The sequence below is a fragment of the Streptomyces sp. NPDC042346 genome, from assembly GCF_055581845.1.
In genome coordinates this window covers 1,421,921-1,437,179 of sequence record NZ_JBVJEH010000001.1, presented here as the reverse complement: position 1 = coordinate 1,437,179, position 15,259 = coordinate 1,421,921, and the positions used below count along the sequence as shown (strand labels likewise).

The 15,259-nt window shown below is 68.6% G+C and carries 16 protein-coding genes; 4 read left to right on the top strand and 12 right to left on the bottom strand.

All coding sequences use genetic code 11. From position 1 onward, the window contains the following. The first annotated feature begins 13 nt into the window (after window positions 1-13). Window positions 14-586 carry a cob(I)yrinic acid a,c-diamide adenosyltransferase gene (locus ACZ6K0_RS06845; RefSeq protein WP_376400013.1) on the top strand — a complete coding sequence of 191 codons (573 nt, stop codon included), beginning with the start codon at window positions 14-16 and terminating at the stop codon, window positions 584-586. Here ACZ6K0_RS06845 and ACZ6K0_RS06840 read toward each other — a convergent pair. Beyond that, window positions 503-1,132 carry a hypothetical protein gene (locus ACZ6K0_RS06840; protein WP_469227621.1) on the bottom strand — a complete coding sequence of 210 codons (630 nt, stop codon included), beginning with the start codon at window positions 1,130-1,132 and terminating at the stop codon, window positions 503-505. The genes ACZ6K0_RS06845 and ACZ6K0_RS06840 overlap by 84 nt on opposite strands. A 188-nt stretch (window positions 1,133-1,320) precedes the next feature. On the opposite strand from ACZ6K0_RS06840, the gene ACZ6K0_RS06835 reads away from it, so the two are divergent. From ACZ6K0_RS06835 to ACZ6K0_RS06825, 3 genes are all read left to right on the top strand, one after another. After that, window positions 1,321-2,517 carry a sensor histidine kinase gene (locus ACZ6K0_RS06835; RefSeq protein WP_376400507.1) on the top strand — a complete coding sequence of 399 codons (1,197 nt, stop codon included), beginning with the start codon at window positions 1,321-1,323 and terminating at the stop codon, window positions 2,515-2,517. Then, window positions 2,514-3,167 (top strand): response regulator, encoded by a 654-nt coding sequence (locus ACZ6K0_RS06830; RefSeq protein WP_376400019.1) that lies wholly within the window; start codon window positions 2,514-2,516, stop codon window positions 3,165-3,167. The genes ACZ6K0_RS06835 and ACZ6K0_RS06830 overlap by 4 nt, the downstream gene beginning before the upstream one ends. A 122-nt stretch (window positions 3,168-3,289) precedes the next feature. After that, on the top strand, window positions 3,290-5,134 hold the full coding sequence (locus ACZ6K0_RS06825) for a glycoside hydrolase family 18 chitinase (RefSeq protein WP_376400022.1): 1,845 nt from the start codon (window positions 3,290-3,292) through the stop codon (window positions 5,132-5,134). 74 nt (window positions 5,135-5,208) lie between these two features. On the opposite strand, the gene ACZ6K0_RS06820 is transcribed toward ACZ6K0_RS06825, so the two are convergent. The 11 genes from ACZ6K0_RS06820 to ACZ6K0_RS06770 form a co-directional block, all read right to left on the bottom strand. Then, window positions 5,209-5,655 carry a DUF2550 domain-containing protein gene (locus tag ACZ6K0_RS06820; protein WP_267045872.1) on the bottom strand — a complete coding sequence of 149 codons (447 nt, stop codon included), beginning with the start codon at window positions 5,653-5,655 and terminating at the stop codon, window positions 5,209-5,211. Window positions 5,656-5,801: 146 nt separating this feature from the next. Further along, window positions 5,802-6,176 (bottom strand): F0F1 ATP synthase subunit epsilon, encoded by a 375-nt coding sequence (locus ACZ6K0_RS06815; RefSeq protein ID WP_317599171.1) that lies wholly within the window; start codon window positions 6,174-6,176, stop codon window positions 5,802-5,804. 110 nt (window positions 6,177-6,286) lie between these two features. Continuing rightward, a complete protein-coding gene (gene atpD / locus ACZ6K0_RS06810; protein WP_376400026.1) occupies window positions 6,287-7,729 on the bottom strand; it encodes a F0F1 ATP synthase subunit beta in 1,443 nt (480 codons plus the stop codon). After that, the gene (locus ACZ6K0_RS06805; RefSeq protein WP_024761911.1) at window positions 7,729-8,646 is read right to left on the bottom strand and encodes a F0F1 ATP synthase subunit gamma; all 918 of its coding nucleotides are present in this window, start codon (window positions 8,644-8,646) and stop codon (window positions 7,729-7,731) included. Before ACZ6K0_RS06805 ends, atpD begins: the two co-directional genes overlap by 1 nt. 20 nt (window positions 8,647-8,666) lie before the next feature. After that, window positions 8,667-10,265 carry a F0F1 ATP synthase subunit alpha gene (gene atpA, locus ACZ6K0_RS06800; RefSeq protein ID WP_376400029.1) on the bottom strand — a complete coding sequence of 533 codons (1,599 nt, stop codon included), beginning with the start codon at window positions 10,263-10,265 and terminating at the stop codon, window positions 8,667-8,669. Window positions 10,266-10,408: 143 nt separating this feature from the next. Then, the gene (locus ACZ6K0_RS06795) at window positions 10,409-11,224 is read right to left on the bottom strand and encodes a F0F1 ATP synthase subunit delta (protein ID WP_376400032.1); all 816 of its coding nucleotides are present in this window, start codon (window positions 11,222-11,224) and stop codon (window positions 10,409-10,411) included. Next, window positions 11,221-11,766: a F0F1 ATP synthase subunit B gene (locus ACZ6K0_RS06790; protein WP_024761914.1), complete on the bottom strand. Its 546-nt coding sequence runs from the start codon at window positions 11,764-11,766 to the stop codon at window positions 11,221-11,223. Before ACZ6K0_RS06790 ends, ACZ6K0_RS06795 begins: the two co-directional genes overlap by 4 nt. A 40-nt stretch (window positions 11,767-11,806) precedes the next feature. After that, a complete protein-coding gene (gene atpE / locus ACZ6K0_RS06785; RefSeq protein WP_024761915.1) occupies window positions 11,807-12,073 on the bottom strand; it encodes an ATP synthase F0 subunit C in 267 nt (88 codons plus the stop codon). A gap of 91 nt (window positions 12,074-12,164) precedes the next feature. Then, window positions 12,165-12,974: a F0F1 ATP synthase subunit A gene (gene atpB / locus ACZ6K0_RS06780; RefSeq protein WP_055641315.1), complete on the bottom strand. Its 810-nt coding sequence runs from the start codon at window positions 12,972-12,974 to the stop codon at window positions 12,165-12,167. Between the two features lie 222 nt (window positions 12,975-13,196). Beyond that, complete coding sequence (locus ACZ6K0_RS06775) at window positions 13,197-13,610, bottom strand: hypothetical protein (protein ID WP_024761917.1); 414 nt, start codon at window positions 13,608-13,610, stop codon at window positions 13,197-13,199. Window positions 13,611-13,872: 262 nt separating this feature from the next. Next, complete coding sequence (locus ACZ6K0_RS06770; protein ID WP_376400038.1) at window positions 13,873-15,207, bottom strand: MraY family glycosyltransferase; 1,335 nt, start codon at window positions 15,205-15,207, stop codon at window positions 13,873-13,875. Window positions 15,208-15,259: the final 52 nt, after the last annotated feature.

Below are 15,259 nucleotides of genomic sequence, written 5' to 3'. Positions count from 1 at the left end.
TAGGCTGGACCCCATGGTCAATCTGACGCGCATCTACACCCGTACCGGCGACCAGGGCACCACCGCCCTCGGTGACATGAGCCGGACCGCCAAGACGGATCTGCGGATCTCGGCCTACGCCGACGCCAACGAGGCCAACGCCGTCATCGGCACGGCCGTCGCCCTCGGGCAGCTGGACGAGGAGGTCGTGAAGGTCCTCGTCCGCGTCCAGAACGACCTCTTCGACGTGGGGGCGGACCTCTGCACGCCCGTGGTGGAGGACCCCAAGTACCCGCCGCTGCGCGTCGAGCAGGCGTACGTCGACAAGCTGGAGGCCGACTGCGACCGCTTCCTGGAGGAGCTCGACAAGCTGCGCTCCTTCATCCTGCCGGGTGGCACGCCCGGTGCGGCACTGCTGCACCAGGCGTGCACGGTGGTCCGGCGGGCGGAGCGCTCCACGTGGGCGGCCCTTGAGGTGCACGGCGAGTCGATGAACGCCCTGACCGCCACGTACCTCAACCGGCTATCGGATCTGCTCTTCATCCTTGCCCGGTCGGCGAACAAGGAGGTCGGGGACGTGCTCTGGGTCCCGGGCGGGGACCGCTGAGCCTTCGACACCCTGCGGGGCCCTCTTCGGCCAGATCGCGTAGCTGAGCGCGATCAGGCCGTGGATGCCGACCGCACGCCAGGCGAAGAAGATCCAGCTCCGCAGCGAATCGGTGTTCCCGTCGCCGCCGACGTACCAGACCGCCAGGAGCAGCAGCACGGAGGCGACGGACGCGGCGATCACCGAGCCGAGCCAGATCCGGCCCTCGTGCCGGGCGCGCGCCATGCCGTACCGCGGCGGCTTCGGGGGCGGCGGGCAGCCGCCGAGGCGGTGGGCGGCGTGGCCGTCGAGCCACTGCACGGTCCGGTGGCCGTGGCCGACGGTGTAGCCGATGTAGACGGCGGCGAGCCCGTGCCGCCAGCTCGGTTCGGCCCCGTTCTTGAGGTCGATCGCGGTGACGACCAGGAGCAGGACCTCCAGGAGCGGCTCGCACAGCAGCAGCGCCGCTCCCGCCCGGGGCATCTTCAGGAGATAGCGGGTGGCGAGGCCTGCGGCCAGCAGGACCCAGAAGCCGACCTCGCAGATGACGACCAGCGCGACGATCACGACGGTTCCCCTTTCGGTTCCCCCTCAGCGTCCCGTGGGATCGGGCGCGGTTCGTCGTCGCCGGTGACGAAGTCCGTCTACATCGTTCGACGGAGGGACGGATCGGCCCGGACGAGGAGGTCCCCGCACGTGGGGGCGTGTTGGATGGGTACGTGACGCTCCCCCGCCCGAAGACGCTCCCCCACCCGATGACGCTGCCCCGCCCGCACCGCACCGACCTGCTCATCGCCGCCTCGGGTCTCGCCTGCGGCCTGCTCCTGTGGTCGTTCGGGCTGTACACGACGGGCGACCGCGTCTTCGACCAGCGCTGGGCGACGCTGGTCCCGCTGACCGTGATGGCCGGGACGGAGGCCCTGCGCCGTACCGCTCCCCGGGCCGCCCTGAACATCGGGACGCTGGCGATCGTCGGCGACCAGTTCACCAACGGCAATCTCGCCACGGTCCTGATGTTCACGGACGTGGTCTACGCGGCCGTGGTCTACGGCACGCCCGCGCGGGCCCGGCGCATCCCGTACACCATGGCCCTCATCACCGTCGCGACCACGGTGACGTTCCTCGTCTGGTGGCAGAACGCGATCGCGCTCCTCGTGGGCGTGATCACCGGCATGGTCGCCTTCCTCCCCGCGATCACCGGCGCGGTCGTCCGCAACCACCGGGACGCGGCGGACGCCGCCCGGCTGCGCGCCGAGCAGACCGCGCTCCTCGCCGAGATGGACCGGACGCAGGCGGTGGTGGCCGAGCGGTCGCGGATGGCGCGCGAGCTGCACGACATGGTGGCGAACAACCTCTCCGCGATCGCGATCCACTCGACGGCCGCGCTCTCGCTCGACGAGCCGGCCACGACCCGGCAGGCGCTGACCGTGATCCGGGAGAACAGCGTGGCGGGGCTCGCCGAGATGCGGCGGCTCATCGGGCTGCTGCGGGACAGCAGCGGGGACGCGGAGCCGGCCGCCGCGCCCACGCTCGCGGGTCTTGACGCGCTGGTGGCCCAGTCCACGGCCAACGCCGAGCCGAGCGGTCTCGTCCTCGTCCTCGACGACACCCGGAGGAGCACCGCGGGCCTCCCGGCGCCGGTGGAGCTGGCCGCGTACCGGATCGTGCAGGAGTCCCTGACCAACGCGCTCAAGCACGCGGCGCCCGGCGAGGTGCGGGTGACCCTGGGGCAGGATCCGGGCGCGCTGTGGGTGCGGGTGACCAGTCCGTACGGGGAACGGTCCGGCCCGACCGCGCCCGGTTCGGGGGCCGGCCTGGTGGGGATGCGGGAGCGGGTGGCCCTGCTCGACGGGGTCTTCGAGGCGGGTCCGGTCACGGACGACGAGGGACGGAAACGGTGGCGGGTCCGGGCGGAACTGCCCGTGCGCGCGAACGACGAGGAGCGGGCATGACGGTGCGGGTGGTGGTCGCCGAGGACCAGAGCGCGGTACGGGCGGGGCTCGTCCTGATCCTGGGCAGCGCCCCGGACATCGAGGTGGTCGGGGAGGCGGCGGACGGGGAGCGGGCGGTGGAGCTGGCCCGCGAACTCCGCCCCGACCTGGTCCTGATGGACGTGCAGATGCCGCGGATGGACGGGGTGACGGCGACCGGGATCGTCGTGTCGGAGGGGCTCGCGGACGTCCTCGTCCTGACCACCTTCGACCTGGACGCGTATGTGTTCGGTGCGCTGCGGGCGGGCGCCGCGGGCTTCCTGCTGAAGAACGCGGAGGCGCGGGAGCTGATCGAGGCGGTACGGACGGTGGGGCGCGGCGAGGGTCTCATCGCCCCGGCGGTGACCCGGCGGCTGATCGCCGAGTTCGCGGCGACGGGCCGCCCGGCGCGGTCGACGACCGGGAGGGACCCCGCGGTGCTCGACGCCCTGACGCCCCGGGAGCGGGAGGTGCTGTCGGCGCTCGGCGGCGGTCTGTCGAACGCGGAGATCGCGGTACGTCTCGACATGGCGGAGGCGACGGTGAAGACGCACGTCAGCAAGGTGCTGGGGAAGCTGGAGCTGCGGAGCAGGGTCCAAGCGGCGGTCCTGGCACAGGAGTTGGGCGTGTAGGCGAAGTCGGCGACGTTGGTCTGGACCTCTTGACGATTGGTCCAGACCTTCCTACGCTCGCGGGGCGCGCGCATCTTCACGGACCACCCCCACCTTGTCCGTCCGCAACTTGAGGAGCACCGTTGAGCACTCAAGCACCGACGCGCAGAACAGGGTTCAGACACCGGGCCGCCGCCGGTCTGACCGCCCTGATCCTGCCGCTGGCCGCCATGGTCGGCCTCGCGACCCCCGCCGAAGCGGCCACCTCGGCCACGGCGACGTACACCAAGTCGTCCGACTGGGGCACCGGCTTCGGCGCCAACTGGACCATCAAGAACACCGGCACCACCAGCATCAGCTCCTGGACCGTCGAGTGGGACTACCCCGCCGGCACCGCCGTCACCTCCGCCTGGGACGCCACCGTCACCAGCTCCGGAAACCACTGGACCGCCAAGAACGTCGGCTGGAACGGGACCCTCGCGCCCGGCGCCTCCGTCTCCTTCGGCTACAACGGCTCCGGCTCGGGCGCGCCCACCGGCTGTAAGATCAACGGCGCCGCCTGCGACGGCACCTCCCAGCCGGGCGACAACCCGCCCTCGGCCCCCGGCACCCCGGTCGCCTCCGCCATCACCGACACCTCGGTGAAGCTGACCTGGACCGCCGCGACCGACGACAAGGGCGTCAAGAACTACGACGTCCTGCGCGACGGCACGAAGGTCACCACGCTCACCGGCCTGACCTACACCGACCAGGGCCTGAGCGCCGGCACCGACTACAGCTACACGGTCGTCGCCCGCGACACCATCGACCAGACCGGCCCCGCCGCCGGCCCGGTCCCCGTCCGCACCACCGGCGGAGGCGGCACCCCGCCCCCCAACGTGGTGAAGATGGGCTACTTCACGAACTGGGGCGTCTACGGCCGCAATTACCACGTGAAGAACATCGTGACCTCGGGCTCCGCGTCCAAGATCACCCACATCAACTACGCCTTCGGCAACGTCACGGGCGGCAAGTGCACCATCGGTGACGCCTACGCCGACTACGACAAGGCCTACACCGCCGACCAGTCCGTCGACGGCGTCGCCGACACCTGGGACCAGCCGCTGCGCGGCAACTTCAACCAGCTGCGCAAGCTGAAGAAGGCGTACCCGAACATCAAGATCCTCTGGTCCTTCGGCGGCTGGACCTGGTCCGGCGGCTTCGGCCAGGCCGTGCAGAACCCGACCGCCTTCGCCCAGTCCTGCTACGACCTGGTCGAGGACCCGCGCTGGGCCGACGTCTTCGACGGCATCGACCTGGACTGGGAGTACCCGAACGCCTGCGGTCTCTCCTGCGACACCAGCGGTGCGGCCTCCTTCAAGAACATGATGCAGGCCATGCGCGCCAAGTTCGGTGCGAACAACCTGGTCACCGCGGCCGTCACGGCCGACGCCTCCGCCGGCGGCAAGATCGACGCCGCCGACTACGCGGGTGCGGCGCAGTACATGAACTGGTTCAACGTCATGACGTACGACTTCTTCGGCGCCTGGGCGGCGCAGGGCCCGACGGCCCCGCACTCCCCGCTCACCTCCTACGCCGGCATCCCCCAGGCGGGCTTCAACTCCGCCGAGGCGATCGCCAAGTTCAAGGCGAAGGGCGTCCCTGCCTCGAAGCTGCTCCTCGGCATCGGCTTCTACGGCCGCGGCTGGACCGGCGTCACCCAGGACGCCCCCGGCGGCACGGCGACGGGCCCGGCGGCGGGCACGTACGAGCCGGGGATCGAGGACTACAAGGTCCTGAAGACCTCCTGCCCGTCCACCGGCACCGTCGCGGGCACGGCGTACGCCAAGTGCGGCACCAACTGGTGGAGCTACGACACCCCGGCCACCGTGAACTCGAAGATGAGCTGGGCCAAGAACCAGGGCCTCGGCGGAGCGTTCTTCTGGGAGTTCAGCGGTGACACCACCAACGGCGAGCTCGTCGGCGCCATCAACACCGGCCTGAACTAGCAAGCGGCACGACGAAGCGGGGGCCGGCGCAGCACGCCGACCCCCGCTTCTTCACGCGTCAAGCGACCGGGAACTCAGGCAACGTTCACCCTCTGGCCGGGAGGCGCCGCCTCCAGCCAGGCCATGAAACCGGTCCGGGCGTCCTCGCTCATCGCGAGCTCCAGCCGGACGCCGTCGTACGTACAGGCCTGGATCACCGCGTCGGAGAGCAGCGCGAGCTCCTCCTCGCCCTCGGGCATCCGGCGCTCCTGCGCCACGATGACCGAGCGCTCCAGGACACGGCGCGGGCGGGGCGCGTAGGAGAAGACACGGAACCAGGCGATCTCGTCACCGCTGTAGCGGGCGACGCCGTACACCCAGCCCTTGCCGGTCGGGTCCGGCTCGTCGGGGATGTCCCAGCGCAGGGAGCAGTCGAAGGTGCCGCCGGCACGCTGGATCAGCCTCCGGCGCAAGCCGAAGACGAAGAGCCCGATCACCACCAGTGCGACGACCAGGCCGCACACGAGCAGAGCGAGGAACATCTTCACCGACCTCCTCGCTGCGTCCCGTGGCCGGCACAGCCGACCCAACCGAAATACACCTGCATCTGCATCGCCTCAGCCGCGGCACGGTCCGGATAATTCCAGACCGTGCCGCGGCTGAGGGCACTTCTACTCGGCGCGGTCCGTCAGCGGACCGATACCGCGCGCAGCCGGACATCGGCGCGCCGCTCGGCGGCGGCGTCGGAGTCCGACTTCGCACGCTCCAGCGCGCGCTCGGCGCGCTGGGCGTCGATCTCGTCCGCCAGCTCGCAGATCTCCGCGAGCAGAGACAGCTTGTCGTCGGCGAAGGAGATGAATCCGCCGTGGACGGCGGCGACGACGGTCGCGCCCTCACTGGTACGGATGGTCACCGGGCCCGACTCCAGCACACCGAGCAGCGGCTGGTGGCCGGGCATGACGCCGATGTCGCCGGAGGTGGTACGCGCGATGACCAGGGTGGCCTCGCCGGACCAGACACTCCGGTCCGCGGCGACCAGCTCGACGTGCAGCTCAGCAGCCAAGGGTGGCTCCTCGGGTCACCACCCGGCGGTCGTGCCGGGTGTTGGGGTCAATTCTAATGGGCGTGGTGAGGGGGGCGGGACGGATCCCGCCCCCCTCGGGAGCACGGGGCTCAGGAGACGCCAAGCTCCTTGGCGTTCTTCTTGAGGTCCTCGACGCCACCACACATGAAGAAGGCCTGCTCGGGGAAGTGGTCGTAGTCCCCGTCGCAGATCGCGTTGAACGCGGCGATCGACTCGTCGAGCGGAACGTCCGAACCGTCCACACCGGTGAACTGCTTCGCCGCGTGGGTGTTCTGGGACAGGAAGCGCTCGACACGGCGGGCGCGGTGGACAACGAGCTTGTCCTCCTCGCTCAGCTCGTCGATACCGAGAATCGCGATGATGTCCTGGAGGTCCTTGTACTTCTGCAGGATTCCCTTGACGCGCGTGGCGGCGTCGTAGTGGTCCTGCGCGATGTAGCGCGGGTCCAGGATCCGGGACGTGGAGTCCAGCGGGTCCACGGCCGGGTAGATGCCCTTCTCGGAGATCGGACGGGAAAGAACCGTCGTCGCGTCGAGGTGGGCGAAGGTGGTGGCCGGAGCCGGGTCGGTCAGGTCGTCCGCGGGGACGTAGATCGCCTGCATCGAGGTGATCGAGTGACCACGGGTCGACGTGATGCGCTCCTGGAGGAGACCCATCTCGTCGGCCAGGTTCGGCTGGTAACCCACCGCGGAGGGCATACGGCCGAGCAGGGTCGAGACCTCGGAACCGGCCTGGGTGAAGCGGAAGATGTTGTCGATGAAGAAGAGAACATCCTGCTTCTGCACATCGCGGAAGTACTCCGCCATGGTCAGACCGGCCAGGGCGACGCGGAGACGCGTGCCCGGCGGCTCGTCCATCTGGCCGAAGACAAGCGCGGTCTTGTCCAGAACGCCCGCTTCTTCCATCTCGACCATGAGGTCGTTGCCCTCACGGGTGCGCTCGCCGACGCCCGCGAAGACCGAAACACCGTCGTGCAGCTTGGCCACACGGACGATCATTTCCTGGATCAGAACGGTCTTGCCGACACCGGCACCACCGAACAGACCGATCTTTCCACCCTTGACGTACGGGGTGAGGAGGTCGACGACCTTCAGGCCGGTCTCGAACATCTCGGTCTTGGACTCGAGCTGGTCGAAGGCCGGGGCCTTGCGGTGGATCGTCCAGCGCGGCGCGTCGGCCACGGTGGAGGCATCGGCGTTCAGCACCTCACCCAGCGTGTTGAACACACGGCCCTTGGTGACGTCACCGACGGGAACGGTGATGCCCGTGCCGGTGTCGGTCACCGGGGCCTGGCGGACCAGGCCGTCGGTGGGCTGCATGGAGATGGCGCGGACGACGCCGTCACCGAGGTGCTGGGCGACCTCGAGGGTCAGCGTCTTGGTCGCGCCCTCCTCGGTCGGGTCCATGACCTCGACGTGCAGCGCGTTGTAGATCGCCGGCATCGCGTCGACGGGGAACTCCACGTCGACGACCGGGCCGATGACCCGGGCGACGCGGCCCGTGGCGGCGGCCGTCTCAACAGTGGTCGTCATTACTTGTCACTCCCCGCGGTCGCGTCGGCCAGGGCTGCGGTGCCACCGACGATCTCGCTGATTTCCTGGGTGATTTCGGCCTGGCGGGCCGCGTTGGCAAGTCGGGAGAGATTGTTGATCAAGTCTCCCGCGTTGTCGGTGGCCGACTTCATCGCGCGGCGCGTGGCGGCGTGCTTGGAAGCAGCCGACTGGAGCAGCGCGTTGTAGATACGGCTCTCGACGTACCGGGGCAGCAGGGCGTCGAGGACGTCCTCCGCCGACGGCTCGAAGTCGTACAGCGGACGGAGCGTGTCCGAATCGCCGGCCTCCTTCGCCACCTCGTCGAGGCTGAGGGGCAGCAGCCGGGCCTCGACCGCGGTCTGCGTCATCATCGAGACGAACTCGGTGTAGACGATGTGGAGCTCGTCCACGCCGCCCTCCGCCGTGTCCTTCTCGATCGCCTCGATCAGCGGTGCCGCGATCGTCTTGGCGTCGCCGTACGACGGCTGGTCCGTGAACCCGGTCCACGTACCGGCCAGCTTCCGCTCGCGGAAGTTGTAGTGCGCGATGCCTCGACGGCCGACGACGTAGACGGTGACCTCGCGGCCCTCGCCCTCCAGCTTCGCCGTCAGCTTTTCCGCCGCCTTGATGGCGTTGGAGTTGAAGGCGCCGGCCAGACCGCGGTCGCTCGAGAGGAGCAGGACCGCGGCACGGATCGGGTTCTCCGCCTCGGTGGTCAGCGGGTGCCGGTCATTGGCACCCGTGGCCACCGCCGTGACCGCGCGGGTCAGCTCGGTCGCGTACGGAGTCGATGCCTGTACCTTGCGCTGCGCCTTGACGACACGCGAGGCGGCGATCATCTCCATCGCCTTGGTGATCTTCTTCGTCGCGGTGACGGATTTGATGCGACGCTTGTAGACCCGGAGCTGCGCTCCCATGAGTCAGGTCCCTTCCGTCGTCACTTCGAGACGTTGACGGCGGCAGGAGCGTCCTCGCCCAGCAGCTTGCCGTCAGAGGTCTCGAACTGCTTCTTGAACTCCGCGATGGCGTCACCGACGGACTGCAGGGTGTCGTCGGACATCTTGCCGCCCTCACGGATGGAGGTCATGAGACCCGAGTGGTTCTGGCGGAGGTACGCCAGGAGCTCGGCCTCGAAGCGACGGATGTCGGCGACCGGGACGTCGTCCATCTTGCCGGTGGTACCGGCCCAGACGGAGACGACCTGGTTCTCGGTGGGCATCGGCTGGTACTGAGCCTGCTTGAGCAGCTCGACCATGCGCTGTCCACGCTCCAGCTGCGCCTTCGACGCGGCGTCCAGGTCCGAACCGAAGGCGGCGAACGCCTCCAGCTCACGGAACTGGGCCAGGTCCACACGGAGGCGACCGGAGATCTGCTTCATCGCCTTGTGCTGGGCGGAGCCACCGACACGGGAGACCGAGATACCGACGTTCAGGGCCGGGCGCTGGCCGGCGTTGAACAGGTCGGACTCCAGGAAGCACTGGCCGTCGGTGATGGAGATGACGTTGGTCGGGATGAACGCCGACACGTCGTTCGCCTTGGTCTCGACGATCGGGAGACCGGTCATCGAACCGGCACCGAGCTCGTCCGAGAGCTTCGCGCAGCGCTCGAGCAGACGCGAGTGCAGGTAGAAGACGTCACCCGGGTAGGCCTCACGGCCCGGCGGGCGGCGCAGCAGCAGCGACACGGCGCGGTAGGCGTCGGCCTGCTTCGACAGGTCGTCGAAGACGATCAGGACGTGCTTGCCCTGGTACATCCAGTGCTGACCGATGGCGGAACCGGTGTACGGCGCCAGGTACTTGAAGCCGGCCGGGTCGGACGCCGGGGCGGCGACGATCGTCGTGTACTCGAGCGCACCGGCCTCTTCCAGGGCGCCGCGAACGGACGCGATGGTCGAGCCCTTCTGGCCGACGGCGACGTAGATGCAGCGAACCTGCTTGTTCACGTCGCCCGAGCGCCAGTTGTCGCGCTGGTTGATGATCGTGTCGACACACAGAGCGGTCTTGCCGGTCTGACGGTCACCGATGATCAGCTGACGCTGACCACGGCCGACCGGCGTCATGGCGTCGACGGCCTTGTAGCCGGTCTCCATCGGCTCGTGCACCGACTTACGGGCCATAACGCCCGGGGCCTGCAGCTCGAGGGCGCGGCGGCCCTCGGTCGCGATCTCGCCGAGGCCGTCGATCGGGTTGCCGAGCGGGTCGACAACGCGGCCGAGGTAGCCCTCACCGACACCGACGGAGAGGACCTCGCCGGTGCGCTGCACCGACTGTCCCTCCTCGATGCCGCTGAATTCGCCGAGGACGATCGCACCGATCTCGCGCTCTTCGAGGTTCAGCGCGAGGCCGAGGGTGCCGTCCTCGAACTTCAGCAGCTCGTTCGCCATGGCCGAGGGAAGACCCTCGACCTTCGCGATGCCGTCGCCGGCCAGGCTGACCGTGCCGACCTCCTCGCGCGAGGCCGCGTCCGGCTGGTACGACTGGACAAAGTTCTCCAGTGCGTCCCGGATCTCCTCCGGCCGGATCGTGAGCTCCGCCATCTGGGTTCCCTGCTCTCCTTGTTGGGCCCGAAGTTTCTTAAGGGGTCTGGGGGCCGACCCCCAGGAATCTTCTGCAATCTCTGCACGGCCCAACCGGGCCGCTAATGATGCTGTGATGCTTGTTGCTGTGGTGGCCGCAGCCGTCAGCCGGCCAGTCGCCGGGTCGCCTCGCCGAGGCGCTCCGCGATGGTCCCGTTGATGACCTCGTCGCCGACCTGCACCGTGATCCCACCGAGGACCGCCGGGTCCACGTCGAGGTTCAGGTGCATCTCCCGGCCGTACAGCTTGGCCAGAACGGCACCGAGGCGCTGCTTCTGCTGGTCGGACAGCGGCACCGCCGTGGTGACGACGGCGACCATCCGGTTCCGGCGCGCCGCGGCGAGCTTGGAGAGGGACTCGAGTCCCGCTTCCAGGCTACGTCCCCGGGGCTGGGTCACCAGACGGACGACCAGGCGCTCGGTGGTCGCGTGGGCCTTGCCGCCGAGCAGGCTGCGGAGCAGCGCGCCCTTGGCGGTGGCCGTGGCGGCCTTGTCCGTCAGCGCCGAGCGGAGCTCGGGGCTGGAGGACACGATCCGGCCGAACCGGAACAGCTCGTCCTCGACGCCGTCGAGCGCGCCCGCCTTCTGCGCCGCGGTGAGGTCGGCGATGTTCGCCAGCTCCTCCGCCGCGTCGACGAGGTCACGCGAACGCGACCAGCGGTTGCGCACCATGCCCGAGACCAGGTCGACGGCCTCGCCGCCCACCTGACCGCTCAGGAGTCGCTGCGCGAGCTCGGCCTTGGCCTCACCCGACTGAGCGGGGTCGGTCAGGACCCGGCGCAGCGACACCTCGCGGTCGAGGAGCGCGGTGACGGCGGTCAGCTCGTCCGAGAGCTTCGTCGCGTCGACCGGCGTGTTGTCGGTCAGCGCGTCGAGGGACTCGCGGGCGGCGGACAGTGCCTCGCGGCTCGCTCCGTTCATCGGACGGCCTCCGCCTTCTCCTCGAGCTCATCGAGGAAGCGGTCGATCGTCCGGCTCTGGCGGGCGGTGTCCTCGAGGGACTCGCCGACCAGCTTGCCGGCCAGGTCGGTGGCGAGCTTGCCCACGTCCTGACGCAGCGACGCGGACGCGGCCTTGCGGTCGGCCTCGATCTGCGAGTGGCCGGCCGCGATGATCTCCTCGCGCTGGCGCTGGCCTTCCGCCTTCATCTCCTGGATGATCGCGGTGCCCTGCTCCGTCGCCTCCTGGCGAAGACGCGCGGCCTCGTGGCGGGCCTCGGCGAGCTGGGCCTTGTACTGCTCCAGCACGCTCTGGGCCTCGATCTGGGCCGACTCGGCCTTCTCGATGCCGCCCTCGATGGCCTCGCGACGCTCGTCCAGAACCTTGTTGATGTTCGGGAGGAGCTTCTTGGCGAGGAAGCCGAAGACGATGACGAAGGCGATCAGGCCGATGACGAGCTCGTCAAGATGCGGGATCAGAGGAGGCTGGGGCTCCTCCGCCTGCGCAAGAAGAAGCGCGTTCACATCAGTGCCTTCCGTAAAAGAATCGGGCAGTCGGTCCGGCTTACTGGTAGACGAAGCCCATGACGATGCCGATGAGGGCGAGCGCCTCACAGAAGGCGAAGCCCATGATCTGGTTGGTGCGGATCAGGCCGGCAGCCTCGGGCTGGCGGGCGAGAGCCTGCGTACCGTTACCGAAGATGATGCCGACGCCGACGCCGGGGCCGATCGCGGCGAGGCCGTAACCGATCGAGGCGACGTTGCCGACGACGTTGGTCTTGGCGCTGCCACCTTCGGCGGCAAGGTTGATCATGTCGAGAGCAGCGGACATGCCGTTACTTCCTTCTCTTTCAATGACCCGGTGGGGGTTGGCCACCGGACGACTGATGGTTTCGGGGGTGGAGCTACGGGGCCGGAACGGCTCAGTGGTGCTCGGAGAGCGCGCCCTGGATGTAGCTGCAGGCCAGGAGCACGAAGACGTACGCCTGGACGGCCTGGATGAAGAGCTCGAAGGCGGTCATCACGAGGACCATCACGAACGAGGCACCGGCGTAGACGAAGCCCAGGCCGTTCATGAGGTACCAGGTGGCCAGCGAGAACATCACGATCAGCAGGTGCCCGGCGAACATGTTCGCGAACAGTCGCACCGCGTGCGTGAAGGGCCGGATCAGGAGGTTCGAGAAGAACTCGAGGACGACGACCATCGGGAGGATGGCACCGAGGGACTTGTCGTAGCCGACGATGTTCTTCCAGCCGCCCACGAAGCCGTGCTTCTTGAAGGTGAGCGAGATCCACATGACGTACACGATCAGCGCGAGACCGGCCGGGAAGGCGATCAGCGAGGTGACCGGGAACTGGGCGAGCGGAATGATCGACCAGAGGTTCATGATCCAGACGAAGAAGAACAACGACACCATGAAGGGGACGTACTTCTCGCCGTCCTTCTTGCCGATGATCTCGTAGACGATGCCGCGGCGCACGAAGTCGTAACCGGCCTCGCCGACCATCTGCATCTTGCCGGGGATCAGCTTGGGCTTGTTGAAGGCGGCCCAGAAGAACCCGACGACCACGATCGACCCGAGCACGGCGAGCAGCATCGGCTTCGTGATCTCGATGCCGGCCACCGTGGCGATGGGCTCGTACATGAACGTGTGCAGGCCCGGAGCCGGGAAGCCGCATCCACTGAAGATGTGGCAATCCGGGTCGAAGGCAAGCGTCTGGTCAGCACTCACCGCGGGCTCCTTCAGCGTGGCGCATAGGTACGGCAACCTCGTTGTGTCGGCGCGGCACGCAGCCGCGGGTCGGCACTGGACTGGTCTTACGGATAAGGGGGCGGCGGTTCGGCATCGAGCCTCGCGCTGGGACAGGCGTCTCGGATGCCCGCGCCCGCAATGCCGCAGTTGGCACCGGACGATAGCAGGAAGCCGAACGTGGCTTTATCCCGGCCCTACCCTTCACGACTTCGACCCCGTGTTTCCGGGGTCGATGTACGTGATCTTGGCCTTCATGTACGCACGGGCCTGCGCGGCGACCCACACCACGGTCGTCGCGAGCAACGTGAAGGCGAAGGCCTTGAAGTCGAACAGCGTCGTGTTCTTGAGCAAGGCGAGAAAGATGAAGAGCACCAGCAACTGGGCCGTGTAGAGCATCAGCCCCATGGCCTGGAAGAGGTGCGGAAGCGACTTCGCCGTCCGCTGCAGAACCAACTGCCCGATCCCCATGAAGAGGATCACGACCAAAGTGCCGACGACGGCGCCGATCGCCCCCTTGCCACCCGCGAGCACGCCGCTGATGACCGTGGCGACAGCGCCGACGACAGCGGTGGGAACGATGGTGTGCAGAAGGATGCGTGCGTCGTTGGACGGCATGGCGGTGTCTCCGCTTGCTGGAGGGGGCGATGGTGTCGTCATGGACGAGCGTAAGCCCGGTCCGAGGTGGGTCTCGGGGCCAACGGACCGTCGCACTACGGTCTTTCGGCTCTGTCGCCGGGTCTCGTGAACGGTATCACAAACTATTTGATGAGGTCTTTACCCGTAAGGTGTGCCAACTGTCACACATGAGGGTTAGTCCGCGCGTGTGTGCGCGACACGAGGGCGAGTTGTCTGCTATTGGCCGCCGAAGCGGCTTTCGTCAACTCGGTGTTCCGGCCTTCCGCCGATCGGTGAAGCGCCCGCGGTTGCCGATGGCGGTGGACCCGTGGAGCCCCGCGGGCACCGGAACCAGCTCTTCCGTGACGACCGCGTCCTCGTCGGCGTCGACGCCGACGCTCGCCGCGGTCTCCAACACCCTTGCCGGCTTGCGGCGTCGGTAGCGCGGCGGCACCACGGCCTGCGCCCAGCGCGGGGCCCGCGGCGTGAACCGCGGCAGCAGGAGCAGCACCAGACCGATCGCGCTGAGCACGGTGATGCCGAGGACGATCCACATCGAGGCCGAGTGGACCGAGTACGCCAACGTCCCGAAGGCGATCAGCGCCGACCAGAAGTACATGATCAGCACCGCGCGGCTGTGCGAGTGCCCGATCTCCAGGAGCCGGTGGTGCAGGTGCCCGCGGTCGGCCGCGAACGGCGACTGGCCCTTCCACGTACGGCGCACGATCGCGAGGACCAGGTCCGCCATCGGGATCGCGATGATCGTCAGCGGCAGCACCAGCGGGATGAAGACGGGCAGGGCGGCGTGGGTGGCCTCCCGGGTCGAGCCCTCGAAGATCTTCAGCGCGTCCGGGTCGACCTGGCCGGTGATCGAGATCGCCGAAGCGGCCAGGATCAGGCCGATCAGCATCGAGCCCGAGTCGCCCATGAAGATCCGCGCCGGGTGCATGTTGTGCGGCAGGAAGCCCAGGCACATGCCCATGAGGATGGCGGTGAAGAGCGTCGCGGGGGCGGCGGCCTCGATCGTGTAGCCGTACCAGAGCCGGTAGGCGTACAGGAAGAAGGCGGCGGCTGCGATGCAGACCATGCCGGCGGCGAGGCCGTCGAGACCGTCGACGAAGTTGACGGCGTTGATGGTGACCACGACCAGGGCGACCGTGAGGAGCGTGCCCTGGCCCGGGGTCAGGGAGACCACGCCGACGCCGGGGATCGGCAGCCACAGGATCGTCAGACCCTGCGCGACCATCACGCCCGCCGAGATCATCTGCGCGCCCAGCTTGATGAGCGCGTCCAGCTCGAACTTGTCGTCGAGGACGCCGATCAGCCAGATCAGCGCGGCGCCGGAGAGCAGCGCGCGCGGCTCGTTGGACAGTTCGAAGACGCTGCTCAGGTTCTGCAGGTGGTCGGCGACGAGCAAGCCCGTGCACAGCCCGAAGAACATGGCGATGCCACCGAGCCGCGGTGTCGGTTCTCGGTGTACGTCGCGGGCGCGGATCTCCGGCATCGCCCCGGTCGCGATGGCGAACTTCCGCACCGGACCGGTGAGGAGGTAAGTCACCGCGGCCGTGACACAGAGCGTCAGCAGGTAATCACGCACGGGCTGCCCCACAGGAATCGCTGGCCATCTCAGCCCCACACCCTAGCCGTGC

Coding starts and splice junctions, on each gene's coding strand:
- ACZ6K0_RS06845 (WP_376400013.1), top strand. CDS start 14: ATGGTCAATCTGACGCGCATCTACACCCGTACCGGCGACCAGGGCACC.
- ACZ6K0_RS06835 (WP_376400507.1), top strand. CDS start 1,321: ATGACGCTGCCCCGCCCGCACCGCACCGACCTGCTCATCGCCGCCTCG.
- ACZ6K0_RS06830 (WP_376400019.1), top strand. CDS start 2,514: ATGACGGTGCGGGTGGTGGTCGCCGAGGACCAGAGCGCGGTACGGGCG.
- ACZ6K0_RS06820 (WP_267045872.1), bottom strand. CDS start 5,655: ATGTTCCTCGCTCTGCTCGTGTGCGGCCTGGTCGTCGCACTGGTGGTG.
- atpD (WP_376400026.1), bottom strand. CDS start 7,729: ATGACGACCACTGTTGAGACGGCCGCCGCCACGGGCCGCGTCGCCCGG.
- ACZ6K0_RS06805 (WP_024761911.1), bottom strand. CDS start 8,646: ATGGGAGCGCAGCTCCGGGTCTACAAGCGTCGCATCAAATCCGTCACC.
- atpA (WP_376400029.1), bottom strand. CDS start 10,265: ATGGCGGAGCTCACGATCCGGCCGGAGGAGATCCGGGACGCACTGGAG.
- ACZ6K0_RS06795 (WP_376400032.1), bottom strand. CDS start 11,224: ATGAACGGAGCGAGCCGCGAGGCACTGTCCGCCGCCCGCGAGTCCCTC.
- atpE (WP_024761915.1), bottom strand. CDS start 12,073: ATGTCCGCTGCTCTCGACATGATCAACCTTGCCGCCGAAGGTGGCAGC.
- ACZ6K0_RS06775 (WP_024761917.1), bottom strand. CDS start 13,610: ATGCCGTCCAACGACGCACGCATCCTTCTGCACACCATCGTTCCCACC.